This is a genomic window from Pseudomonas sp. ANT_J28, from assembly GCF_008370005.1.
Taxonomy (GTDB): Bacteria; Pseudomonadota; Gammaproteobacteria; order Pseudomonadales; family Pseudomonadaceae; genus Aquipseudomonas; species Aquipseudomonas frigoris.
Genome location: NZ_VOBM01000037.1, coordinates 1 through 23,285, shown reverse-complemented (window position 1 = coordinate 23,285; position 23,285 = coordinate 1). Strand labels below are relative to the sequence as shown.

The following is a 23,285-nucleotide window of genomic DNA, read 5'->3' as shown; positions in this document are numbered from 1 at the left end:
GCTTGTGCTTGAGCGGCGGGTCGTTATGCTAGGCCGCAAACCGGATAAGGAGCGAATTGTGAAAGCGTGGATCATGTTGTTGCTGGCCCTGTCTCTGCCTGTGGCAGCGATGGCCGAAGAAGCCAAAGAAGGTGCAGCTCCGAAGGTCAATTACATCACCCTGAGCCCGCCGTTCGTGGGCAACTACGGGCTGGACGGGACGCCGAAGCTCAAGGTCTACAAGGCCGATGTGGCATTGCGAGTGACCGGTGATGAGGCGACCAAACTGGTGAAAGCCAATGAGCCGTTGATTCGTAATCAACTGGTGGCGTTGTTTGCCCAGCAGACCACTGAAGCGATGAACAACGTCGAGGCCAAGGAAAAGCTGCGGCAGGAAGCCCTTAAGCAGACCCAGCAAATCATGAGCGACGAAACCGGCAACCCGGTGGTTGAGGATCTGTTGTTCAACAACCTGATCATTCAATAAGTCCCTCGCTGTCCGGGCGGGCCTCTTCGCGAGCAAGCCCGCTCCCACAATTGAACTCCGGTGGCTGCAAGTTTTGCATCCGACGCAGAACCAATGTGGGAGCGGGCTTGCTCGCGAAAGCTTTCATGCAGTCACTGCATGGCTTAAGCCCGTAATGCAATCACCGCCGCCCATTGCTCAGCGGTCACCGGCATCACCGACAGTCGCGAGCCTTTCTGCACCAGCGGCATCTCGGCCAGCGCCGCCTGCTGTTTCAGGTAATCAAGCTTAAGCACGTTGGGAAACGTCTCGACATGCGCGACATCAATCGCGCTCCAGGCGTTTTTCTCTGCCGTGGCCTTCGGATCGTAGTAATGACTCTCTGGCTCCAGCGCCGTCGGGTCGGGATACGCGGCTTCGACGATCTTTCCGATCCCGGCGATCCCCGGTTCGGGGCAGCTGGAGTGATAGAAGAAAAATTCGTCGCCCACGGCCATGGCCCGCAGAAAATTACGTGCCTGGTAGTTGCGAACCCCGTCCCAGCGCGCTTTCCCAAGCGTCTCCAGGCCCTTGATCGAGAACTCGTCGGGCTCGGATTTCATTAGCCAATAAGCCATGGTTTTTGCTCCTTGCGAAGTGGGTGGGCAAGTTGTCGGGGAATTTTATGACAAACCGACGGTCGGTTGACGCCAGCGTTTGCGTGTCGGTTCACGTTGTCGCAAAATGCCGGCCTTCTAAGCTTGACGCTGCTGCACGGCCTACACCTACAACGGAAACCGCTGCTGTCATCGTGATGATGTGCCTTTGGGGGGCAATCGATGAAACGCAAACCGGATTTACTATGGATTTTGGTTATTTTGTTCGGCCTCGGCGTCGTGACCACTGGCTATGCCCAAAGCCTGTGGAGCAACACGACTGACGCTCCGATCGAAATCGCGCAGCAACAAAAGCCGTCGGCCTTCAAACGCTGAAACTGTATTCGGACGCCGCTGATTCCAGTGGCGTCTAGCCGGCGAAATACCACGCCTTGTCTGTCACCGTCCCCTGTAACGGCACATCCCAGCTCGCTTGAGCCAATCGTTCGACCTTCTGACATTCATGGGCCAGCCCCAATAGCGTCGGCTTGCGCCAGTTTTTACGTCGTGCCAGGTACGCCAGGCTTCGATCATAGAAACCACCGCCCATGCCCAGGCGTCCGCCGACATCGTCAAATCCCACCAATGGCAACAGCACCAGATCGAGCGCCCAGACTTTGCGTTGCCGGGCGAGGTTGTGCCGGGGTTCGAGAATACGAAAGCGGTTGGGTTTCAGTTTTTCGCCGGGGCGAATTCGCTGGAACACCATTTTGGTTCGTGGCCAGGCGCTGAGCACCGGCAGATAAGTCGCCTTGCCCCGACGTTGAGCGGCACGCAGCAAAACACGCGGATCGATTTCACCGTCAGTGGGCAGGTACAGAGAGATATGTTTTGCGCGGCGAAACAGCGGCTGCTGGGCCAATTGCTTGTACAGCCCGCGAGCGGCCTGGCGTTGCTGACTGGGTGTCAATGCGCGGCGGGCCTTGCGCAGCATGCGTCGAAGTTGCGGGCGGGGCAGCAGCGCAGGTTCGGTCATGGATTCGGGCTTCGGCAGTGCGGGTACTTAAAGCGTACCCGTAAAAAAGCCGATGCCGGTATTTAAACCGGCATCGGACTGGAATCAGGCTCCCCGGATGTACCGCTGTCGACTTAGCCCTTGAACCCGAAAGTTCAAGGTGGAAGATGCAGTAGGCTTTAAGGCTTTCCGTCTAGCGGACATGCACACCAGCCCAACGTGCAACCTCCAGGGTATAGCAAATCGGCTCAGGGACATCGCCAACTGGCAAGCACCCCAGGGAGTGATGCGAGTATACCCCAAGCGGTTTCGCGTTTCAGCCCTTGGTGACGTCCGGATCGGTGGCGAGCACCAGATCGACGCGATCCAGCAGGTCGCGAACCTGCTCGCGGGTCGAGCCGCTGACCTGCACATCCGGGCGTTCTTCCTTGTGCAGAAGGTCGTGCGTGATGTTCAGGGCGGCCATCACGGCGATGCGATCGGCGCCGATGACTTTGCCGCTGCTGCGGATTTCGCGCATTTTGCCGTCCAGGTAACGGGCGGCGCTCACCAGATTGCTGCGCTCTTCCTGGGGGCAGATGATCGAATATTCTTTATCGAGGATCTGCACGGTAACGCTATTGCTTGAACTCATGAGTCTTGCTCCAGGGCCTTGAGGCGCGAAATCATTGATTCGACCTTACGCCGGGCGATTTCGTTCTTTTCAATGAGGTGAGCGCGTTCCTCGCGCCAGGTCTTTTCCTGAGCTAATAGGAGTCCGTTTTGACTCTTTAGTTGCTCGACGCGGGTAATTAGCAGTTCGAGTCTGGCCATTAGCGCTTGCAGGTCGGTGTCTTCCATTGGGTCCACTGAAATTGTGTCAGATGGGTGATAGCTGGCGGACAGCCTTTAATAGTCTTGGCGAGTCTGTCGATGTAGGATACAAGGCCTTCATTCTAGACATAGCGCCGTCTGGCGCCTAGCTGCCCATGCCCATTCAGAATTCCCCGTACCAAGCCTTCGCCAAACTGCTGACTTCCAGCGGTCATAACGTCTCGCCTGCCGAACTGCATGGCCTGTTGCTCGGCCGCAGTTGCGCCGGTGCCGGTTTCGATGCCGAAGGCTGGCTGATTGATGCCGCCGAGCTGCTCGAAAGTGAGCCGCAGGATAATGTCCGCAACGCCTTGATCGGCTTGCAGGAGATGGTCAAGGGCGAGCTCACCGGCGACGACGTGACCGTCGTTCTTTTGCTGCCGACCGATGACGAACCACTGGCCGACCGCGCCGCCGCACTGGGCCAATGGTGCCAGGGTTTCCTCAGCGGTTTCGGCCTGAACTGCCGTGACAGCAGCATGCTGAGCACCGAGGCCACCGAAGTACTTCAGGATCTGGCGGCTATTTCACAGGTGCAAGACGCTCTGGAAGAGTCCGACGACGGCGAAAGCGATTACATGGAAGTGATGGAGTACCTGCGCGTCGCGCCGCTGCTGCTGTTCACTGAAAACAAAAAGCCGGACGCGCCCGCTGCCGCCAAACCGTCGTTGCATTAATCGCGTGCCAGGGAAAGCCATCTGCCCATGATTCATATCCCGAAATCGGAATACAGCCGTCGCCGCAAGGCCCTGATGGCGCAGATGGAACCCAACAGCATCGCCATCCTGCCCGCCGCCGCCGTTGCGATCCGCAACCGCGACGTCGAGCACGTCTACCGTCAAGACAGCGACTTCCAGTACCTCAGCGGTTTTCCCGAGCCTTCGGCGGTCATCGTTTTGATGCCTGGGCGTTTACATGGCGAATACATACTGTTCTGCCGTGAACGCAATGCCGAACGGGAGTTGTGGGATGGCTTGCGCGCCGGGCAGGAAGGCGCGATTCGCGACTTTGGCGCCGACGACGCCTTCCCCATCACCGACATCGACGACATCCTGCCGGGCCTGATCGAAGGTCGCGACCGGGTGTATTCGGCCATGGGCAGCAACCCGGAATTCGACCGGCACCTGATGGACTGGATCAACGTGATCCGCTCTAAAGCGCACCTCGGCGCCCAGCCGCCGAACGAATTCGTTGCCCTGGATCATCTGCTTCACGACATGCGCCTGTATAAATCGGCGGCAGAAGTGAAAGTGATGCGCGAAGCCGCACGGATTTCCGCACAGGCGCATATCCGCGCGATGCAGGCCAGTCGTGTGGGGCTGCATGAGTTCAGCCTCGAAGCCGAACTCGACTACGAGTTCCGCAAGGGCGGGGCGAAAATGCCGGCTTACGGTTCGATCGTCGCCGCTGGGCGCAACAGCTGCATCCTGCATTACCAACAGAATGACGCGGTGCTCAAGGACGGCGATCTGGTATTGATCGATGCCGGGTGCGAAATCGACTGCTACGCCAGTGACATCACCCGCACCTGGCCGGTCAACGGCAAGTATTCAGCGGAACAGAAGGCGATCTACGAGTTGGTGCTGGCGTCGCAAGAAGCGGCGTTTGCGGAAATCGCCCCGGACAAACACTGGAATCAAGCCCACGAAGCCACAGTCCGGGTGATTACTGCCGGGTTGGTGAAGTTGGGCTTGTTGCAGGGCGAGGTCGACGAGTTGATCGCCAGCGAAGCCTATAAAGCGTTTTACATGCACCGCGCCGGCCATTGGCTGGGCATGGATGTGCATGATGTCGGCGAATACAAGGTCGGCGGCGAATGGCGCGTGCTGGAAGTCGGCATGGCGCTGACCGTGGAGCCGGGCATCTACATTGCCCCGGGCAACCAGAACGTAGCGAAAAAATGGCGCGGCATTGGCGTACGAATCGAGGACGACGTAGTGGTCACCAAAACCGGCTGTGAAATCCTGACCAAAGGCGTACCGAAAACGGTCGCCGAGATCGAGGCCTTGATGGCCACCGCGCGGACACAAGCGGCATGAGTCGCGTCAATCTGGCAATCATCGGGGGTGGTCTGGTCGGCGCCAGCCTGGCGTTGGCGTTGCAGGCCGGGGCCAAGGCTCGTGGCTGGAAGATCGTGCTCATCGAACCGTTTGCCCCCGGCGACACCTATCAACCGAGCTACGACGCCCGCTCTTCGGCGTTATCCTACGGCGCCAAGCAGATTTATCAACGGTTGGGCGCGTGGCAGGAAATCTCTCGCCGCGCCGAGCCGATCAAACAGATTCATGTCTCCGACCGTGGACGCTTCTCCACCGCGCGATTGTCGGCGATGGAAGAGGGCGTTCCGGCGCTGGGTTATGTCGTGGAAAACGCTTGGCTCGGCCAATGCCTCTGGCAGGGGCTGGACAAGGACGTGATCAGTTGGCGTTGCCCGGCTGAAGTCACGCGCATGGAGCCGCTGATCGATGGCTATCGCCTGACCCTCAACGACGAAACCACTCTGGAATGCGATCTTGCGGTGCTGGCTGATGGCGGCCGTTCCGGCCTGCGCGAGCAACTGGGGATCGGCATCAAAAAACGCCCGTATAACCAGAGCGCGTTGATTGCCAACATCACGCCAAGTGAAGCGCACAACGGCATGGCCTTCGAGCGTTTCACCGATGACGGGCCGATGGCTTTGTTGCCGTTGCCGGAAAACCGTTGCGCACTGGTCTGGACTCGATTGGGAATGGACGCGCAACGGCTGGCGGCCCTCGATGAAAAGAGCTTCCTCAGCGAGTTGCAAGGCGTGTTCGGTTATCGCCTCGGCACCTTGAAGCAGGTTGGCGCGCGGCATTTGTACCCGCTGACGCTGATCGAAGCTGAAGAGCAGGTGCGTCCGCATCTGGCGATTCTCGGCAACGCTGCTCACAGTCTGCATCCGATTGCCGGCCAGGGTTTCAACCTGTCCCTGCGTGATGCTCAAGCGCTGGCCGATGCGTTGCTGGCCAGCGAATCATCGCCCGGCGACTTTGCGACCTTGCAGGCCTACCGCGAACGTCAGCGTCTGGATCAGAACCTGACCGTGGGTTTCTCCGATCAGGTCACCCGTTTGTTCGGCAGCACTCAACCGCTGGTTTCCCTGGGCCGCAACATCGGTCTGCTCGGGCTGGATCTGCTGCCGCCGGCCAAACGCTGGTTCGCGCGACAGGCCATGGGTTTGGGTACGCGTCCCGATGCTTAAGTGGCGGTCGGAAAATCCCTTTATATGCGGCTTAAGCCGCAAGCGAGACAGGCTTAAAGCATGGAAATGCGCGCAGATCTGCTGATTGTCGGGGCCGGAATGGTCGGCAGCGCCCTGGCGCTGGCGTTGCAGGACAGCGGGCTGGAAGTCCTGCTGCTGGACGGCAGCCCCATGAGCGTCAAACCCTTCGATGGGCAGGCGCCGTTCGAACCGCGAGTCAGTGCCTTGTCCACGGCCAGCCAACGAATTCTTGAACGTCTGGGCGTCTGGGACGGCATCGCCAATCGGCGCAGCAGCCCTTACACCGACATGCACGTTTGGGACGGCAGCGGCACCGGGCAAATCCATTTTTCGGCGGCCAGTGTGCATGCCGACGTGCTGGGCCATATCGTCGAGAACCGCGTGGTTCAGGACGCCTTGCTCGACCGTTTGCACGACTGCGACCTCGGAATGCTGGCCAACGCGCGCCTGGAGCAAATGCGTCGCTCCGGCGACGACTGGCTGCTGACCCTGGCCGATGGCCGCACCTTGCGCGCACCTTTGGTGATCGCAGCGGATGGCGCTAATTCCGCCGTTCGGCGGCTGACCGGTGTGGCGACTCGCGAGTGGGACTACATGCACCACGCGATTGTCACCAGCGTGCGCAGCGCCAAGCCTCATCAAATGACTGCCTGGCAGCGCTTCACCGACAACGGTCCGCTGGCGTTTTTGCCGCTGGAGCGTGACGGTCAGCAGGATTGGTGTTCGATCGTCTGGTCGACCACCCCGAGCGAAGCCGAACGCCTGATGGCGCTGGATGACGACGGTTTCTGCAAAGAGCTGGAGCGGGCCTTCGAAGGCCGACTCGGTAAGGTGCTCAGCGCCGATCCGCGTCTGTGCGTACCGCTGCGGCAGCGTCATGCCAAGCGTTATGTGGCTGAAGGTTTGGCGTTGATCGGTGATGCGGCGCACACCATTCACCCATTGGCCGGGCAGGGCGTGAACCTTGGTTTTCTCGATGCCGCCGTGCTGGCCGAAGTGCTGTTGCAAGCGGCCGCGCGTGGCGAGCGTCTGGCGGATGTGAAAGTGCTCAGCCGTTACGAACGTCGGCGCATGCCCCACAACCTGGCGTTGATGGCGGCGATGGAAGGCTTCGAGCGTCTGTTCCAGGCTGATCCGTTGCCGGTGCGCTGGTTGCGCAATGCCGGGTTTAAGATGGTCGACCAGATGCCCGAAGCCAAGGCGCTGTTCGTGCGTGAAGCGCTGGGATTGATCGGGGATCTACCGGCACTCGCCAAGGCCTGAGATTTTCATTGCGGCAGATGGCCTCTTCGCGAGCAAGCCCGCTCCCACATGGGGATGCATTTCAACTGTGGGAGCGGGCTTGCTCGCGAAGACGTCGGTACATCCACCACACATTCCAACTTGTGCAACATCTGGTAACTCCTCCGCAAACTGTTCGATTGAGAACCTAAATGTGAGTCCATATCATTTGGCTTCAATTTTTCAATCGAGAGATCGCTCCCATGTTGGTACCGAAGCGTCTACTGACCGCGCTGGCCCTGACCCTGATTGGTAGCACTGCTACCCAGGCCGCTGACGAGGTGGTGGTTTACTCCTCGCGAATCGACGAACTGATCAAACCGGTCTTCGATGCCTACACCGCGAAAACCGGCGTGCAGGTGAAGTTCATCACCGACAAGGAAGCGCCGCTGATGCAGCGGATCAAGGCCGAGGGCGAGAACGCCACCGCGGATCTGCTGCTGACCGTCGATGCCGGCAACCTCTGGCAGGCCGAGCAAATGGGCATACTGCAACCGTTCACCTCCAAGGTGATCGACGCCAACATCCCGCTGCAATACCGCTCATCCGCCCATGCCTGGACTGGCCTGAGCCTGCGGGCGCGGACCATCGCTTACTCCACCGATCGGGTGAAATCCGGTGAGTTGACCACCTACGAAGGTCTGGCCGACAAGAACTGGGAAGGCCGCCTGTGCCTGCGCACGGCGAAGAAGGTCTACAACCAGTCCCTGACCGCCACCATGATCGAAGTCCATGGCGCCGACAAAACCGAGAAGATTCTCAAGGGCTGGGTGAATAACCTGTCCACCGACGTGTTCTCGGATGACATCGCGGTGCTGGAGGCCATCAACGCGGGTCAATGCGACGTCGGAATCGTCAACACGTACTACTACGGTCGTCTGCACAAGCAGAAGCCTGACCTAGCGGTAAAGTTGTTCTGGCCGAACCAGGGCGACCGTGGCGTGCACGTGAACCTGTCGGGTATCGGCCTGACCAAACACGCCCCGCACCCGGAAGCGGCCAAGGCCTTGGTGGAATGGATGACCACACCTGAAGCGCAGAAGATCTTTGCTGACGTGAACCAGGAATTCCCGGCCAACCCTGCGGTTCAACCTTCCGCAGAAGTGGCGAGCTGGGGCAAGTTTGTGGCTGATACCTTGCCTGTGGAAATTGCCGGCAAACGTCAGGCTGAAGCGATTCGGATGATGGATCGGGCTGGCTGGAACTGAGTCTGCACCTTTAAAGATCAAAAGATCGCAGCCTGCGGCAGCTCACATTGGGATGATGTACACCCGGTAGGAGCTGCCGCAGGCTGCGATCTTTTTGCGTATGACGCACATTTCGCTGATTTTCCTCAGAGAGCTTTTCCTTGGCCCACCCCGCCCAACGCCGCTGGTATCCCCTGGTCTTCGCCATCGCTGCGCTGGTCCTGCTGCCCCTCAGCGTTTTGTTGTTGTCATGGCAAACCATCGACCAACAGATCTGGTCCCATCTCTGGGATACCCAGATGCCGCGCCTGCTGGGCAATACCCTGACCCTGGTGCTCGGCGTCGGTATCGGCGTGACGCTCTTGGGTGTGAGCCTGGCCTGGCTAACCAGTCTCTGCGAATTCCCCGGTCGGCGTTGGCTGGACTGGGCGCTGATGCTGCCATTCGCCATTCCGGCTTACGTGCTGGCATTCGTCTTCGTCGGCCTGCTGGATTTTGCCGGCCCCGTGCAAACCCTGTTGCGCGAATGGTTCGGCTCAGGCTTGAGGTTGCCGCGCGTGCGCTCCACTGGCGGCGTGATTCTGGTCCTGGTGCTGGTCTTCTATCCCTACGTTTACCTGTTGGCGCGAACCGCGTTCCTGGCGCAGGGCAAAGGCCTGATGGAAGCGGCGCGAGTCCTGGGGCAATCCCCGTGGCAAGCGTTCTGGCGAGTCGCGCTGCCCATGGCGCGCCCGGCCATCGGCGCTGGCGTGGCGCTGGCGCTGATGGAAACCCTGGCGGATTTCGGCGCGGTGTCGGTGTTCAACTTCGACACGTTCACGACCGCCATCTACAAGACCTGGTACGGATTTTTCAGCCTCTCCACCGCCGCGCAACTGGCCAGCCTGTTGCTGCTGGTGGTGATGGTCGTGCTGTACGGCGAGCGTCGTGCTCGCGGGGCCAACCGGGCGAGCAACGAACGGCCTCGGGTCAAGGCGCTGTATCACCTGCACGGTTTCAAGGCGCTGGCGGCCATGAGTTGGTGCGGTCTGGTGTTCGCCTGCGCTTTCGTCATTCCAGTGCTTCAACTGGTGGTGTGGTTCTGGCAGCGCGGGCGCTTCGATCTGGATGAGCGTTACGCGGGGCTGATCGTCCATACGTTGTACCTGGGCGGCATGGCGGCGCTGATCACCGTCAGTGTTGCTTTAGTGCTGGCGTTTGCCCGGCGTCTGGCGCCGACCCGAGCGATCCGCACCGGCATCAGCCTGGCGAACCTCGGCTACGCCTTGCCGGGTTCGGTGCTGGCGGTGTCGATCATGCTGGCGTTCAGTTACCTGGACCGCGAACTGGTGATTCCGTTGTCGGGTTGGCTGGGGGGCGCCGGCAAGCCATTGCTGCTAGGCAGCCTTTCGGCGTTGTTGCTGGCCTATCTGGTGCGTTTCATCGCGGTGGCTTATGGGCCGCTGGAAAGCAGTCTGGCGCGAATACGGCCATCTTTGCCCGAAGCGGCACGTAGCCTTGGCGTCAGTGGGCCACGACTGTTTTTCAAAGTGTATCTGCCGTTATTGCTGCCAGGAACGTTGAGCGCCGCGTTGCTGGTGTTCGTCGATGTCCTCAAGGAAATGCCCGCGACCCTTCTGATGCGCCCGTTTGGCTGGGATACGTTGGCGGTGCGCATCTTCGAAATGACCAGCGAAGGCGAGTGGGCGAGGGCCTCGTTGCCGGCCCTGACTCTGGTTTTGGTCGGGCTGTTACCGGTCATCGGATTGATTCGACGTTCAGCGCATCGAAACGCCTAGGTGTCAGTCCTACACCTTGAGGCTACAATGCGCGGCATTCGGTGCGGTCCGTCCTACAGACCTGGTAGCTGAAATCGGCTGAAAGCCTTCTGTTTCAAGGCTTTCACCCCGTGCAGCACCGGCCCGCACCTTCGCCACGCCCGGAAGGAGAAACCCATGGGACTGCGCACGCCTCTGTATGACCTTCATCTCGCCCTCGGCGCGAAGATGGTCGATTTTGGCGGTTGGGATATGCCTTTGCATTACGGCTCGCAGGTCGAGGAACACCATCAGGTGCGCCGCGATTGCGGGGTTTTCGATGTATCCCATATGACCGTGATCGATGTCAGCGGCCCTCAGGCCAAGGCCTGGCTCCAGCATTTGCTGGCCAATGATGTCGAACGTCTGCACAGCCCTGGCCGTGCCTTGTACAGCACCATGCTCAACGAGCGCGGCGGCATCGTCGACGACATGATCGTCTACCGTCTCGACGACGGATATCGTTTGGTGGTTAACGCCTCCACCCGTAATCAGGACCTCGCCTGGATGCAGGCTCACCTCAATGGTTTCAAGGTGCAGCTCAACGAACGCTCCGAGTTGGCGATGCTTGCCATTCAAGGTCCTCAGGCCCGGCACAAAATCTCCGAACTGGTGACCCAGTCCCGCGGCAACCTGATTCAGATGCTCAAGCCTTTTGAAGGCCAGCCCGACGGTGACTGGTTCATCGCGCGCACGGGTTACACCGGCGAAGACGGCCTGGAAATCGTTCTGCCAGCCAATCAAGCGCCAGGATTCTTCAACGATCTGGTGGGCGCGGGCATCTCGCCGATCGGCCTCGGGGCGCGCGATACTTTGCGGGTCGAAGCCGGCATGAACCTCTACGGTCAGGACATTCATCAAGACGTTTCACCACTGGCTTCCAACATGGCCTGGAGCATTGCGTGGGAACCGGCCACTCGCCAGTTCATCGGTCGCAGCGATCTTGAAGCCGAGCGGGCGGGTGGCGTGCAGCACAAACTGGTCGGTCTGGTCCTTGAGGAGCGTGGAGTTTTGCGCGCTCATCAAGTGGTCCGCATCGCCAATGTTGGCGAAGGGGAGATCACCAGTGGTAGTTTCTCTCCTACGCTTAGCAAGTCGATAGCACTGGCGCGCGTGCCGATGGCGACAGCCGACCGCGCAGAAGTGGAAATCCGTGGCAAGTGGTACCCGGTCCGAGTGGTCAAACCGACCTTCGTACGCCATGGCAAAACCTTGATCTAACCTTTTCTGGCGGGCAACGACCGCTGACAATTCTCTTGAGGACACAGAACATGAGCGATATTCCTGCCGGCCTGCGTTTTGCCGAAAGTCACGAGTGGGCCCGTCTAGAAGCCGATGGCACCGTCACCGTGGGCATCAGCGATCACGCTCAGGAAGCCTTGGGCGATGTGGTGTTCGTTGAATTGACTGAAGTCGGCAACGTGTTTGCTGCCGAAGATCAAGCCGGCGTGGTGGAGTCGGTTAAAGCTGCTTCGGACATCTACTCCCCGATTGCCGGTGAAGTGATTGCGGTCAATGAAGACCTGAGCGCTTCGCCTGAGTTGCTCAATACCGATCCGTACGGTGCCTGGATCTTCAAGCTCAAGCCAAGCAACGCGGCTGACCTGGACAAGCTGCTCGATGCAGCGGGCTACAAAGCCGCTATCGGCGAGTAATGCTCGCCCCGTAGGAGCTGCCGAAGGCTCGGGCCGCGTTCGGCAGCTCCTACAATGGTCGGTTTACGGCTTCAGTACCGCCTTCACCGCTGCCACCGAACGCTCAACATCCGCTTTAGTCATGGCGGTGAACATCGGCAGTGAAACGATCAGACGACCGACCCGCTCGGCGACCGGGAACATGCCCTCCTGGAACCCGCGCTCGCGGTAAAGGCTCAGCAGGTGAATCGGCGGGTAGTGATAGCCGATACCGATGCCTAATGCCTGCATCTGCTCCATGAAGGTGGCTCGTGCCGGTTGGCCATCCTTACGCTCTGGCAGCACCAGCTGGAATAAATGCCAGTTGCTGTTCTCGAAATCCGCAGGGGGCAATTGCGCCCCATACAACGCTTCGAAATCCGCGCCAAAACAAGCGAAATAGTGCCTGGCCAGTTCACGGCGATGAGTTGTGATTGCTTCGATATGAGCAAATTGCCCAAGGCCGATGGCCGCCGCAACGTCGGTCATGTTGAACTTGCCGCCCAGCACATCAACATCCAGCCCATCGAAGCCGCTGCGGGTGACGCCCTGTAAACGGTACTTTTGCCCCAGTCGCACTTCCTCGGCATTGTTCAATACAAGGCAACCGCCCTCTGACGAGGTGACGTTTTTGTTCGCCTGGAAACTGAAGGACACGAAATCGCCGGTCGAGCCAATGCGCTGGCCGTTCCAGCTCGAACCCAAGGCTTGCGCGGCGTCTTCGACAATCCGCAACCCGTGTTTTTTGGCGATCGCATACAACCGGCTCATGTCCACCGGCAAACCGGCGAGGTATACCGGAATGATCGCTTTGGTGCGCGGGGTGATTGCCGCTTCCAGCTGATCCAGGTTGATGTTGCGGGTAATCGGGTCGATGTCGGCAAACACCGGCGTGGCGCCGACTTCCAGAATGACGTTGGCGGTGGCCACCCAGGAAATCGGCGTGGTGATCACTTCATCGCCCGGTCCGACCCCGGCAATGCGCAGGGCGATTTCCATGGTGCAGGTGCCGGAATTAAAAGTGAGTACCGGGCGCCCGCCAAAAAACTCCGAGAGTTGTTGTTCAAAGGCCTGGACCTTGGGGCCGCTGGTAATCCAGCCCGAGCGCAACACGTCGCCAACAGCGGCAATCGTGGCTTCGTCGATGGTGGGTTTGGAGAAAGGCAGGAAAGGCAGTTGATTCATGAGTTCAGAAATCCGATCGGCGGATGTTAGGCGTGCGCCGAGCATGATGATCCGGATTGGTCGACGGCGCTACGTCATCCGCTCGGGCATCGACTGCTATGCTGGTTTGACCGTGTTGCATCGACGTTGAGCGCCAGTCAAGAGAGAGCCCGTCATGTCCCAGTTGCCGTCCTTGAGCCAGTTACGCGACCCCAATGCCTTCCTTCGCCGCCACCTCGGGCCCGATGCCGCCGAGCAACAGGCGATGCTCGACAGCCTCGGCCTCGGCAGCCGTGTCGAGTTGATCGAGCAGACGGTGCCGCCTGGAATCCGCCTGAACAGGCCGCTCGATCTGCCACCCGCGCTCGACGAAGAAGCCGCGCTGGCCAAACTGCGCGGTTACGCCGAGCAAAACCAGGTCTGGACCAGCCTGATCGGCATGGGTTACCACGGCACCCTCACACCGACCGTCATTGTGCGCAACGTACTGGAAAATCCCGGTTGGTACACCGCGTACACACCGTATCAACCAGAGATCGCCCAAGGGCGGCTTGAAGCGCTGCTGAACTTTCAGCAATTGACCATCGACCTCACCGGCCTGGAACTGGCCAACGCCTCGCTGCTGGACGAAGCCACGGCGGCGGCGGAAGCCATGGCATTGGCCAAGCGCGTCGCCAAGTCCAGAAGCAATCTGTTCTTCGTCGACGAAAACTGTCATCCGCAGACCATTTCCGTGGTGCAGACTCGAGCAGAAGGATTCGGCTTCGAGCTCATCATCGACACTGTGGATAACTTGAAACAGCACCAGGTGTTCGGCGCGCTCCTGCAATATCCCGATACCCACGGCGAGATCCGCGATCTTCGTCCATTGATCGATCATCTGCATGCGCAGCAAGCGTTGGCGTGTGTCGCGACCGATCTGCTGAGTCTGCTGATGCTGACTCCGCCTGGGGAGTTGGGCGCCGACGTGGTGTTTGGTTCATCCCAGCGTTTCGGCGTGCCTATGGGGTACGGCGGCCCTCACGCAGCGTTTTTTGCCAGTCGCGATGAGTACAAACGGGCCATTCCCGGGCGAATTATCGGCGTGTCGAAGGACGCTCGCGGCAACGTCGCCCTGCGCATGGCCCTGCAAACCCGCGAGCAACATATCCGCCGGGAAAAGGCTAACTCGAACATTTGTACCGCGCAGGTGCTGCTGGCCAACATTGCCAGTTTCTATGCGGTCTACCACGGTCCGGACGGGCTCAAACGCATTGCCCAACGCGTCCATCGGCTGACTTGCATCCTCGCCGCGGGCCTGGAGCGCCACGGCATCACCCGCCTCAACACACACTTTTTCGACACGCTGACGCTGGAGGTCGGTGGCACTCAGACGGCAATCATCGAAAGTGCCAAGGCTGCACAGATCAACCTGCGCATTCTCGGGCGCGGGCAGTTGGGGCTGAGCCTCGACGAAACCTCTGACGAATCCACCGTCGCGAAGTTGTTTGATGTGTTCCTCGGTTCTGATCATGGGCTCAACGTCGACGAACTGGACGCTGAAACCCTTGCTTGCGGCATTCCCGCAGGTCTGCTGCGTACCTCGCCTTATCTGCGTCACCCGGTGTTCAGCGCCCATCACAGCGAAACCGAGATGCTGCGCTACCTCAAGCAACTGGAGAACAAGGACCTGGCGCTCAATCAATCGATGATCCCGCTGGGCTCCTGCACCATGAAGCTCAATGCCACCAGCGAGATGATCCCCATCACGTGGCCGCAGTTCGCCAACCTGCACCCGTTTGTGCCGAAAGAGCAGGCGGTCGGTTATTCGCTGATGATCGAAGAACTGGAGCGCTGGCTCTGCGCGATTACCGGTTTCGACGCGATCTGTATGCAGCCCAACTCCGGGGCCCAAGGCGAGTACGCCGGTTTGCTGGCGATCCGCAAATATCACGAGAGTCGTCATGAGGGCGCGCGGGATATCTGCCTGATCCCGTCCTCGGCCCACGGCACCAACCCTGCTTCGGCGCAGATGGCCGGGATGCGCGTGGTGATCGTCGAATGCGACGAGGCGGGCAACGTGGATCTGGATGACCTCAAAGGCAAAGCCGCAGAGGCCGGAGACAAACTCGCCTGCCTGATGGCGACGTATCCTTCGACCCATGGCGTGTACGAGGAAGGCATCAGCGAAATCTGCGAAGTTATCCACAGCCACGGCGGCCAGGTGTACATGGATGGCGCCAACCTCAACGCTCAGGTCGGACTGGCGCGCCCGGCGGACATCGGCGCCGACGTGTCCCACATGAACCTGCACAAAACTTTCTGCATTCCACATGGTGGCGGCGGGCCGGGCATGGGGCCGATTGGTGTGCGGGCGCATCTGGCGCCGTTCGTGGCCAACCATCCGGTGGTGCCGATCGACGGACCGCTGGCGCAGAACGGCGCAGTCAGCGCGGCGCCTTGGGGCAGTGCGAGCATCCTGCCGATCAGCTGGATGTACATTGCGATGATGGGGCCGCAATTGGCGGATGCCAGTGAGGTGGCGATCCTCGCCGCGAATTATCTGGCGCAGCACTTGTCCGGGGCGTTTCCGGTGCTTTACACCGGGCGCAACGAGCGGGTGGCTCACGAATGCATTCTTGACCTGCGGCCACTCAAGGCGCTGACCGGGATCAGCGAGGAGGACGTCGCCAAACGGCTGATGGACTATGGCTTCCATGCGCCGACCATGTCGTTTCCTGTGCCGGGGACATTGATGGTTGAACCGACCGAAAGTGAATCGAAGGCGGAGCTGGACCGGTTTATCGGGGCGATGCTGAGTATCCGCGCGGAAATCACCGAGGTGCAGAACGGCAACTGGCCGGCCGATGACAACCCGCTGAAACGCTCACCGCATACCCTGGCGGACATCACCGGGGTTTGGGAGCGGTCCTACAGCATCGAGCAGGCGGTGACGCCGGATGCACACACCAAGGCGCACAAGTACTGGCCGGTGGTGAACCGTGTCGATAACGTTTACGGCGACCGCAATCTGTTTTGCGCTTGCGTGCCGGTGGATGATTACCGCTGACAGGGTTTTGCAGCGGGCAAAAAAATGCCGCTCATGGAGAGCGGCATTTTTTTGAGTCATGAATCAGAACGACATCCGCGCTTCAACGTAAAGATTCTGCTCTCGTAGCTTGCCCTTTAGTTGTTCGTCCCGCGCATTGATGCGGTTGGCGAAGGTGTTATAGCCGGTTTCAACCTTACCCATGTCGACATAGCGGTAGCCGGTGCCGACGGTAATTTGCCGGGTCAGTTTGAGGTCTGCACCGACGCCCAAGTTGTAGGCGAAATTGTTTTGGGTATTGTTGGCAAATCGACGTGAAGGGTTGGACTGGTAGCCTTCGGAGTTGATATGGGCCACACCTGCGCCCGCCATGGCGTACAGCGATAGGCTTTGGGTCAAGGGGAAGTCCTTATAGGCATTGAACATCAGGCGCTTGGATGAGACCTGCATGTTGTTAACGTTGGCGTTGAATGGCGCCCAGTAACTCTTGAACTCCGAGTCCTGCTTGATGGTGTACTCGCTTTCCAGGCGCCAGCCACCTATGAACTCATAGCCGAGCGCAACGGAGCCGCCGACATCTTTGTTGCGCTCCGGACTGACGATACGGTTGTTCACCCTGGGACTTGTGAGCAGGGCGTCGGCAAGTTCTTGCTGGACGCTCTGGATTTTTATCGAGCCGTACAGGCCTTCGGCTTGGGAAACGTGACTGTAAGCGGTCAGCAGAAGTAAAGATAAGACTGGTTTTTTCATGTGAGTCGATTCGCTTGTGGGGGTAATCCGAATCGACAAAGTTTGAGTTCGCACGTCTGGCTCTCATATCAGAGCTTTCATCAGTAGGTCGGTGAAAACTCGACTGCATCTCAGTGTTTTGGCGTTAGCCTACGTAGGAAATAGCTGTGCAATTTCTCTGGTTCAAAAAAAATGCCGCTCATTGAGAGCGGCATTTTTTATTCAGCAACAACGCTTATTCCGACGCGACGGCATTCTTCGCCAGGATCGCATTCGCCAGTTCCATGTCCGTGGCCTGCAGGCCAGGGTTGTCGGCGCGGACTTTCTGCATCGCGGCTTCCAGGTATGGGCCGCGAATGCCGCCGTCACTGGCGACAAAGCTGCCAGCATCGTCCTGGGCGGCAATGATCAGCTTGTGATCCTTGAAGGTCAGGTAGGTTGAACCGGTGGTCGCACCGGATGAGATGACGTTACGCCAAAAGCTATCAGCCATCGCCGAACCGACAGGAAGGGACAACAAGGCGATGGTAGCGACAGCAAGTTTGAGACGCATATTGGGTGACTCCACTGGGTTAACTAGGGCGTTGGATTGCCAATCCCCCAATCGAGTTCCATGACGGCCGCGCCTACTTTTGGTCGCTCTGCGGCGTTACTCGCAGCACCTCCTCGATCGTCGTTAAACCTGCCGCCACTTTTTGCGCCCCCGACAACCGCAAACTGCGCATGCCTTCCTTGAACGCCTGACGCCGCACCGCCTGCAAATCGGTGTCGGGATTGATCAGCGCCTTGACGCCGTCCGTCAGTTGCATGATTTCGTAGACCCCGGCGCGGCCGCGGTAACCGGTATCGCGGCATTCCAGGCAACCGATGGCGCGATGTGCGTTGTTGGGCAACGGTGCCTGCCAGGGTCGGGTCAAGGTTTGCCAGTCTTCTTCACCCAGCGTCAGCGGTGCCTTGCAATGCGGGCACAAGGTGCGCACCAGGCGCTGAGCCATGACGCCAAGCACCGTGGCTTTGATCAGGTAATGCGGCACACCCAGTTCCAGCAAGCGGCTGATCGCGCTCGGCGCATCGTTGGTGTGCAGCGTCGACAGCACCAAGTGGCCCGTGAGCGCAGCCTGGATGGCCATTTCAGCGGTTTCCAGATCGCGGATCTCACCGATCATGATGATGTCCGGATCCTGCCGCATCAGTGCGCGCACACCGGCGGCGAAAGTCAGGTCGATGTTGTGCTGGACTTGCATCTGATTGAACGCCGGCTCGACCATTTCGATCGGGTCTTCGATGGTGCAGAGGTTGACCTCCGGCGTCGCCAGTTTCTTCAGGGTGGTGTAGAGGGTGGTGGTCTTGCCGGAACCGGTCGGGCCGGTGACCAGAATGATGCCATTAGGCTGGCTCGTCATGTCCTGCCAGCGGCGCAAGTCATCGGCGGAGAAGCCCAGCTGATCAAAGTCCTTGAGCAGTACCTCCGGGTCGAATATCCGCATGACCATTTTCTCGCCGAATGCGGTAGGCAATGTCGACAGCCGCAGCTCGACTTCGCCACCGTCCGGGGTTTTGGTCTTGACCCGTCCGTCCTGGGGTTTGCGTTTTTCCGCGACGTTCATCCGCCCGAGGCTTTTCAGGCGGCTGACGATGGCCATGGTCACTTGCGGCGGGAATTGATAGACGTTGTGCAGCACGCCGTCGATGCGAAAGCGCACCGTACCTTGTTCGCGCCGGGGTTCGATGTGGATATCGCTGGCCCGTTGCTGGAACGCGTACTGGAACAGCCAGTCGACGATGTTGACGATGTGCGCGTCGTTGGCGTCCGGCTCCTGGTCGCTGGCGCCGAGGTTCAGTAGCTGCTCGAAGTTGCCCAGGGTGTTCATCTGCTGATCGGCGTTGGTCGCGCCGCTGACCGATTTGGCCAGGCGGAAAAACTCCACGCTGAAGCGCTGGATGTCGACCGGGTTGGCGACCACACGCTTGATCGGCAGTTTCAGCACATGGGTCAGGTCGGCTTCCCAGCCGGTGACGTAGGGTTGGGCGCTGGCCACGGTGACGGCGTCGCGGTCGATAGACACCGCAAGAATCTTGTGGCGCTGGGCGAACGCGTAGGACATCAGCGGCGTAATCGCCGCAACGTTGATTTTCAGCGGGTCGATACGCAGATACGGCTGGCCGGCCTGCTGCGACAGCCACAGGGTCAGGCTTTCCAGGTCGAGGTGTTTGCCGGGACGGCTGAGATCGTCCAGGTGCTGGCTGGCGATGAATTCCAGCGGGTGCATCTGGCCATGGGCGGCGTGACGGCGTCGAGCATTGAGCGCGTGCTCGGCCGAGTCCTGATTGATAAAGCCTTGGGCGACCAGTTCACGCAGCAAATCATTGAGATCCAGCCAGCGGTCCTGAATGGAAAGTTGAACGGACATGCGGGCTCCTCATGAACAACAGTTCGCAAAGGATAGTCGCGGACCCGAAGACCGTTGGGCCACTACCCGACGAAGCCGTATCGAGTTTTTTCAGCCCGCCGCCTGAGCCGGTTCATCCCACGCGCAATCAACTGCTTGCAGCTCAACCGAACAGACGCTGATCAGGTTACGAAATTTTTCCGCGATCACTTGGGCACGGTGCCAGCTCAGGCCGTCTATCACGATGTCGATCGACAGCAGATCGTCCATCCGCTGCACGTTGACCTGTTGTGGCGTCAGAAACTGCAAAGCGAACAGGTTGAGCGCCCGGCACAGCAGGTCAGGTTCGGCCTCGGCCAACAGTTGGTAATGAACACGGCAGTGGGCGTTGCTGACGTTCCAGACATCGGCGCGGGTGTGAGGGGTGTTGACGGCTTCTAGATGCGGCATGGTCGGTCTCCAAAATCACTGGAGGAATTTTTACATTCGGTGCCGGGCATTTCTTATCTATGATTGGGCTTATTGGCGATTATTTGAATTGCTTGATTCAGTAAGTTATCAATCAAAGGTTTTTTTATGCATAGCGAGCTGGATGGCTACGACCGCAAGATCCTCGCGTTGCTGCAAGAGGACGCTTCGCTCTCCAGCGCGCAGATCGCCGAGCAGGTGGGGCTGTCGCAGTCGCCATGCTGGCGGCGGATACAGCGGATGAAGGAGGAGGGGATCATTCGCGGGCAGGTGACCTTGCTCGACCGGAAGAAAATCGGGCTTAACACGCAGATCTTCGCCGAAATCAAACTCAACGCTCACGGGCGTTCGAACTTCACCGAATTCACCGAGGCAATTCGCGGCTTTCCCGAAGTGCTGGAGTGTTATGTGCTGATGGGGTCGGTGGATTTCTTGCTGAGGATTGTGACGGCGGACATTGAGGCGTATGAGCGGTTCTTCTTCGAGAAGCTGTCGATGGTGCCAGGGATTCAGGAGGTGAACTCGATCGTGGCGTTGTCGGAAATAAAGTCCACGACGAGTTTGCCGGTGTTGCGGTAAAGCAAAAGATCGCAGCCTGCGGCAGCTCCAACAAGGGAATGCGTACACCAAGGAGCTGCCGAAGGCTGCGATCTTTTAGCGGTGTCACATACGCAGCAGCATCTTCCACGAACGATTCTGATACACCGCAATAGCCTGCTGCTTGCGCGCATCCAGCGACTCGTCAGTGATTGGCTCGTTAGCAAGCAGAGCAAGCTGTTTCAGCTCACCGTACAGGCGATCCATTTCCGGGATGTCCAGCACGCTGCGGGCGTGGTGTAGCCAGGCCTGGATGCGCTCGATACGCGGCAGTTGCTCGGCCAAGTCTTCCGGCTGTTGCTGATAACGCTGCAGTTGCAGGGAAGTCGCTTCTTCACCCAGCAGACGTGGCAGCCAGCTACCCAATTGCGCAGCGCCCTGGCGATTGCCACGGACATTGCGATCGGCAGCCCAGGTGCGGGCCAGCAACCAGCGCGAAGTGTTCAGCGAGAACAAGCCCCAACGCGGATCTTCCAGTTCTTCGAGGAACTGCTCCGGCGCGGCTTTGCGCACGTCTTCATCGTCGACACCGGCTTGCACCAGCGGACGCCAGTCTTCGAGCAAGGCATCCAGCGCGACGCGCAGATCGTGCGTCGACTGACGCGGTGCGGCTTGACCCAGGCTGCTCAGCAGCGCGCGCAACTCAGCCAGGTTTTCGACCCAGTCCAGCAACAGGCGCCAGTGACCATTGAAGCGATACTGCTCGGCGAGACGCTGGCTGCTGCTCAGCAAGTGCCAGCTCAGCGCGGCAAAAGCGTCGTCCAGCGGGGTTTCGGCGGTGATCTGTGGCGCCGGCAGGCTCAACGAGTAGCTGTTGGCGTCGTACAGGCGATAACCGCGCTCGGCCTTGCTGATGTCACATGGCATCAGGGCCAGGGTCGCGGCCAGTTCGGCGGCCAGTTCCAGCAGGGCGGCCGGCTCGCCTTCGCGCAGTTCAAGTTCCAGCTCGCAGATTTCTTCTTTCTGCTTGCCCACGATCACGTGACCCAGATCCAGTGCGGCTTCGATGACAACTTTGGTCTTGCCACGGCCCCAGGCGATTTCAGCGCGTTCGCGGACGAAATCGGTGGTGAAGATCGCCTTCAGGGTTTTCTTGTCCAGCTCGGCCAACTCTTCAGGCCAGCATTCGCCGTCGAGTTTCTTCACGTCGAGCTTGGCTTTGGGCAGGTTCCAGTCGTATTCGTTACGCTCGGACAAACCGGCGACGCTCTGGCCGCGGGTCTTGAGCGTTTGAATCACTTCTTCACCATCCTTGCGCAGGCGCAGGGCAACCTTGGCGCGGGCCAGGTCGCGCTCAGGCGTGTCGAAGTACTGGTTCATCAACTCACGGCGTTCCCAGCCACTTTTGTTGCGTTTTTTCAGGAGCGGGTGCTCGCGCAGGGCAGCGAGGGTTTCGCGGCTGACGCGGAGTTTGATTTCGGTTTCTTTCTGCATGGCCGGAAAATCCAGGATCGGGAGCGCAGCCGGGGGGAATGTGTGGCTGCCAAGGTCGTGCAGTGTACAGGACTCATCAGCCCTACGTGCCGCGGCGGTTTATTCCTGTCGCCGGATGGCTCTATGATGGACTTCAATTCGGGAGTTGGAGCCAGCGATGCCATTGCCGTCCATGAAAGATCAGTTCGCTGCGCTGATCGCCGCACCGTCCGTCAGCTGTACGCAGGCCAGCCTTGATCAAACCAACCGTCCGGTGATTGATTTGCTGGCGACGTGGCTCGGCGATCTGGGTTTTACCTGCGACATCCAGCAGGTCAGCCCCGGCAAATTCAATCTGCTGGCCAGTTTCGGTTCCGGCCCCGGAGGCCTGGTGTTGGCAGGTCACAGCGACACGGTGCCGTTCGATGGTGCGTTGTGGCAGACCGATCCGCTGAAGCTGACCGAAGTCGATGGCCGCTGGGTCGGGCTGGGCAGTTGCGACATGAAGGGCTTTTTCGCGCTGGCCATCGAAGCCGTCATACCGCTGCTCGATCAGCCGTTCAAGCAACCGCTGCTGATCCTCGCTACCTGTGATGAAGAAAGCTCGATGTCCGGTGCCCGCGCCCTGGCCCAAGCCGGGCGGCCACTGGGTCGTGCGGCAGTAATCGGGGAGCCGACCGGGCTCAAGCCGATCCGTATGCACAAAGGCATCATGATGGAGCGCATCGACATCCTCGGTCAGAGCGGCCACTCCTCGGATCCACGCCTCGGCCACAGCGCCCTCGAAGCCATGCACGACGCCATCGGTGAACTGCGCGGTTTGCGCCTGTTGTGGCAGCGCAAATTTCGTAATCCGCAGTTCGGTGTACCGACGCCGACCCTGAATTTCGGCTGCATCCATGGTGGCGATAACCCCAACCGCATTTGTGGCCAGTGTTCGCTGGAGTTCGACCTGCGGCCTCTGCCGGGCATGGACCCCAAAGCCCTGCGCGCGGAGATTTTGCAGAGGCTTAACCCGGTTGCCGAACGGCATCAGGTGAAGATCGATTACGCGCCGCTGTTTCCGGAAGTGCCGCCCTTCGAACAGGCTGAGGACGCCGAATTGGTCCGGCTTGCGGAAAAGCTCACCGGCCATCGCGCCGAAGCAGTGGCGTTCGGCACCGAAGCGCCTTATCTTCAGCGCCTTGGTTGCGAAACCCTGGTGCTCGGCCCTGGCGACATCGCCTGTGCGCACCAACCGGGGGAATACCTCGAAATGTCACGTTTGCAGCCTACGGTGCATCTATTACGTCAACTGATTGAACATTACTGCCTGACACCGGCCAAAACGCCAATGCCAGTCAATTGAGCACAAATCCATGTGGGAGCGGGCTTGCTCGCGAAGGCGGTGTGTCAGACACATCAGATGCGACTGACACACCGCCTTCG

23 protein-coding genes and 1 other RNA gene are annotated in these 23,285 nt (G+C 59.7%); 13 read left to right on the top strand and 11 right to left on the bottom strand.

Features of this window, described 5'->3' with window-relative positions:
• The first annotated feature begins 58 nt into the window (after positions 1-58).
• Entirely contained in the window at positions 59-466 is a 408-nt protein-coding gene (locus FQ187_RS22715) for a flagellar basal body-associated protein FliL (RefSeq protein ID WP_074871839.1), read from the top strand.
• 143 nt (positions 467-609) lie between these two features.
• Here FQ187_RS22715 and FQ187_RS22710 read toward each other — a convergent pair whose 3' ends face one another.
• Entirely contained in the window at positions 610-1,062 is a 453-nt protein-coding gene (locus tag FQ187_RS22710) for an EVE domain-containing protein (protein WP_149631187.1), read from the bottom strand.
• Positions 1,063-1,263: 201 nt separating this feature from the next.
• On the opposite strand from FQ187_RS22710, the gene FQ187_RS30015 reads away from it, so the two are divergent.
• On the top strand, positions 1,264-1,416 hold the full coding sequence (locus FQ187_RS30015; RefSeq protein WP_178122746.1) for a hypothetical protein: 153 nt from the start codon (positions 1,264-1,266) through the stop codon (positions 1,414-1,416).
• A 34-nt stretch (positions 1,417-1,450) separates the two neighbouring features.
• On the opposite strand, the gene FQ187_RS22705 is transcribed toward FQ187_RS30015, so the two are convergent.
• The 4 genes from FQ187_RS22705 to FQ187_RS22690 all read right to left on the bottom strand — a co-directional run bounded on the left by FQ187_RS22705 (position 1,451) and on the right by FQ187_RS22690 (position 2,875).
• On the bottom strand, positions 1,451-2,056 hold the full coding sequence (locus FQ187_RS22705) for a 5-formyltetrahydrofolate cyclo-ligase (protein ID WP_046045124.1): 606 nt from the start codon (positions 2,054-2,056) through the stop codon (positions 1,451-1,453).
• An 86-nt stretch (positions 2,057-2,142) separates the two neighbouring features.
• Positions 2,143-2,321, bottom strand: a non-coding RNA gene (ssrS, locus tag FQ187_RS22700) — 6S RNA.
• A 30-nt stretch (positions 2,322-2,351) separates the two neighbouring features.
• Complete coding sequence (locus FQ187_RS22695) at positions 2,352-2,669, bottom strand: cell division protein ZapA (protein ID WP_008024266.1); 318 nt, start codon at positions 2,667-2,669, stop codon at positions 2,352-2,354.
• Entirely contained in the window at positions 2,666-2,875 is a 210-nt protein-coding gene (locus FQ187_RS22690; protein ID WP_007982902.1) for a TIGR02449 family protein, read from the bottom strand. Before FQ187_RS22690 ends, FQ187_RS22695 begins: the two co-directional genes overlap by 4 nt.
• Before the next feature lie 128 nt (positions 2,876-3,003).
• Here FQ187_RS22690 and FQ187_RS22685 point away from each other — a divergent pair, with 128 nt between their 5' ends.
• The 8 genes from FQ187_RS22685 to gcvH all read left to right on the top strand — a co-directional run bounded on the left by FQ187_RS22685 (position 3,004) and on the right by gcvH (position 12,050).
• Positions 3,004-3,564: a YecA family protein gene (locus tag FQ187_RS22685; protein WP_008150369.1), complete on the top strand. Its 561-nt coding sequence runs from the start codon at positions 3,004-3,006 to the stop codon at positions 3,562-3,564.
• Positions 3,565-3,591: 27 nt separating this feature from the next.
• The gene (gene pepP, locus FQ187_RS22680) at positions 3,592-4,926 is read left to right on the top strand and encodes a Xaa-Pro aminopeptidase (RefSeq protein ID WP_149631186.1); all 1,335 of its coding nucleotides are present in this window, start codon (positions 3,592-3,594) and stop codon (positions 4,924-4,926) included.
• The gene (gene ubiH / locus FQ187_RS22675; protein ID WP_149631185.1) at positions 4,923-6,110 is read left to right on the top strand and encodes a 2-octaprenyl-6-methoxyphenyl hydroxylase; all 1,188 of its coding nucleotides are present in this window, start codon (positions 4,923-4,925) and stop codon (positions 6,108-6,110) included. Before pepP ends, ubiH begins: the two co-directional genes overlap by 4 nt.
• A gap of 66 nt (positions 6,111-6,176) precedes the next feature.
• Positions 6,177-7,394: a 2-octaprenyl-3-methyl-6-methoxy-1,4-benzoquinol hydroxylase gene (locus FQ187_RS22670; protein WP_178122748.1), complete on the top strand. Its 1,218-nt coding sequence runs from the start codon at positions 6,177-6,179 to the stop codon at positions 7,392-7,394.
• A gap of 221 nt (positions 7,395-7,615) precedes the next feature.
• Positions 7,616-8,620, top strand: a complete 1,005-nt coding sequence (locus tag FQ187_RS22665) for an extracellular solute-binding protein (RefSeq protein ID WP_149631183.1) — start codon at positions 7,616-7,618, stop codon at positions 8,618-8,620.
• A 140-nt stretch (positions 8,621-8,760) separates the two neighbouring features.
• Positions 8,761-10,377 carry an iron ABC transporter permease gene (locus FQ187_RS22660; RefSeq protein ID WP_149631182.1) on the top strand — a complete coding sequence of 539 codons (1,617 nt, stop codon included), beginning with the start codon at positions 8,761-8,763 and terminating at the stop codon, positions 10,375-10,377.
• A gap of 156 nt (positions 10,378-10,533) precedes the next feature.
• Positions 10,534-11,616, top strand: a complete 1,083-nt coding sequence (gene gcvT, locus FQ187_RS22655; RefSeq protein ID WP_149631181.1) for a glycine cleavage system aminomethyltransferase GcvT — start codon at positions 10,534-10,536, stop codon at positions 11,614-11,616.
• A gap of 50 nt (positions 11,617-11,666) precedes the next feature.
• Positions 11,667-12,050 (top strand): glycine cleavage system protein GcvH, encoded by a 384-nt coding sequence (gene gcvH / locus FQ187_RS22650; RefSeq protein ID WP_149631180.1) that lies wholly within the window; start codon positions 11,667-11,669, stop codon positions 12,048-12,050.
• Between the two features lie 63 nt (positions 12,051-12,113).
• Here the strand turns inward: gcvH and FQ187_RS22645 are convergent, their stop codons facing one another.
• Positions 12,114-13,253 carry a DegT/DnrJ/EryC1/StrS aminotransferase family protein gene (locus FQ187_RS22645; protein WP_149631179.1) on the bottom strand — a complete coding sequence of 380 codons (1,140 nt, stop codon included), beginning with the start codon at positions 13,251-13,253 and terminating at the stop codon, positions 12,114-12,116.
• 154 nt (positions 13,254-13,407) lie between these two features.
• Between FQ187_RS22645 and gcvP the strand changes: the two genes are divergently transcribed.
• Positions 13,408-16,281 (top strand): aminomethyl-transferring glycine dehydrogenase, encoded by a 2,874-nt coding sequence (gene gcvP / locus FQ187_RS22640; RefSeq protein ID WP_149631178.1) that lies wholly within the window; start codon positions 13,408-13,410, stop codon positions 16,279-16,281.
• Positions 16,282-16,344: 63 nt separating this feature from the next.
• Here gcvP and FQ187_RS22635 read toward each other — a convergent pair whose 3' ends face one another.
• The 4 genes from FQ187_RS22635 to FQ187_RS22620 form a co-directional block, all read right to left on the bottom strand.
• Positions 16,345-17,010, bottom strand: a complete 666-nt coding sequence (locus tag FQ187_RS22635) for an outer membrane protein (RefSeq protein WP_149631177.1) — start codon at positions 17,008-17,010, stop codon at positions 16,345-16,347.
• A 214-nt stretch (positions 17,011-17,224) separates the two neighbouring features.
• Positions 17,225-17,542, bottom strand: coding sequence for a DUF2388 domain-containing protein (locus FQ187_RS22630; RefSeq protein ID WP_134420813.1), 318 nt, complete (start codon positions 17,540-17,542; stop codon positions 17,225-17,227).
• A gap of 73 nt (positions 17,543-17,615) precedes the next feature.
• Positions 17,616-19,400, bottom strand: coding sequence for a GspE/PulE family protein (locus FQ187_RS22625; protein ID WP_149631176.1), 1,785 nt, complete (start codon positions 19,398-19,400; stop codon positions 17,616-17,618).
• Between the two features lie 90 nt (positions 19,401-19,490).
• The gene (locus FQ187_RS22620) at positions 19,491-19,829 is read right to left on the bottom strand and encodes a hypothetical protein (RefSeq protein WP_149631175.1); all 339 of its coding nucleotides are present in this window, start codon (positions 19,827-19,829) and stop codon (positions 19,491-19,493) included.
• Between the two features lie 126 nt (positions 19,830-19,955).
• Here FQ187_RS22620 and FQ187_RS22615 point away from each other — a divergent pair, with 126 nt between their 5' ends.
• A complete protein-coding gene (locus FQ187_RS22615) occupies positions 19,956-20,426 on the top strand; it encodes an Lrp/AsnC family transcriptional regulator (protein ID WP_018927598.1) in 471 nt (156 codons plus the stop codon).
• Positions 20,427-20,510: 84 nt separating this feature from the next.
• Here FQ187_RS22615 and FQ187_RS22610 read toward each other — a convergent pair whose 3' ends face one another.
• A complete protein-coding gene (locus FQ187_RS22610) occupies positions 20,511-21,878 on the bottom strand; it encodes an inorganic triphosphatase (protein WP_149631174.1) in 1,368 nt (455 codons plus the stop codon).
• A gap of 157 nt (positions 21,879-22,035) precedes the next feature.
• Between FQ187_RS22610 and argE the strand changes: the two genes are divergently transcribed.
• A complete protein-coding gene (gene argE, locus FQ187_RS22605; RefSeq protein ID WP_149631173.1) occupies positions 22,036-23,205 on the top strand; it encodes an acetylornithine deacetylase in 1,170 nt (389 codons plus the stop codon).
• The last annotated feature ends 80 nt before the right edge of the window (positions 23,206-23,285 follow it).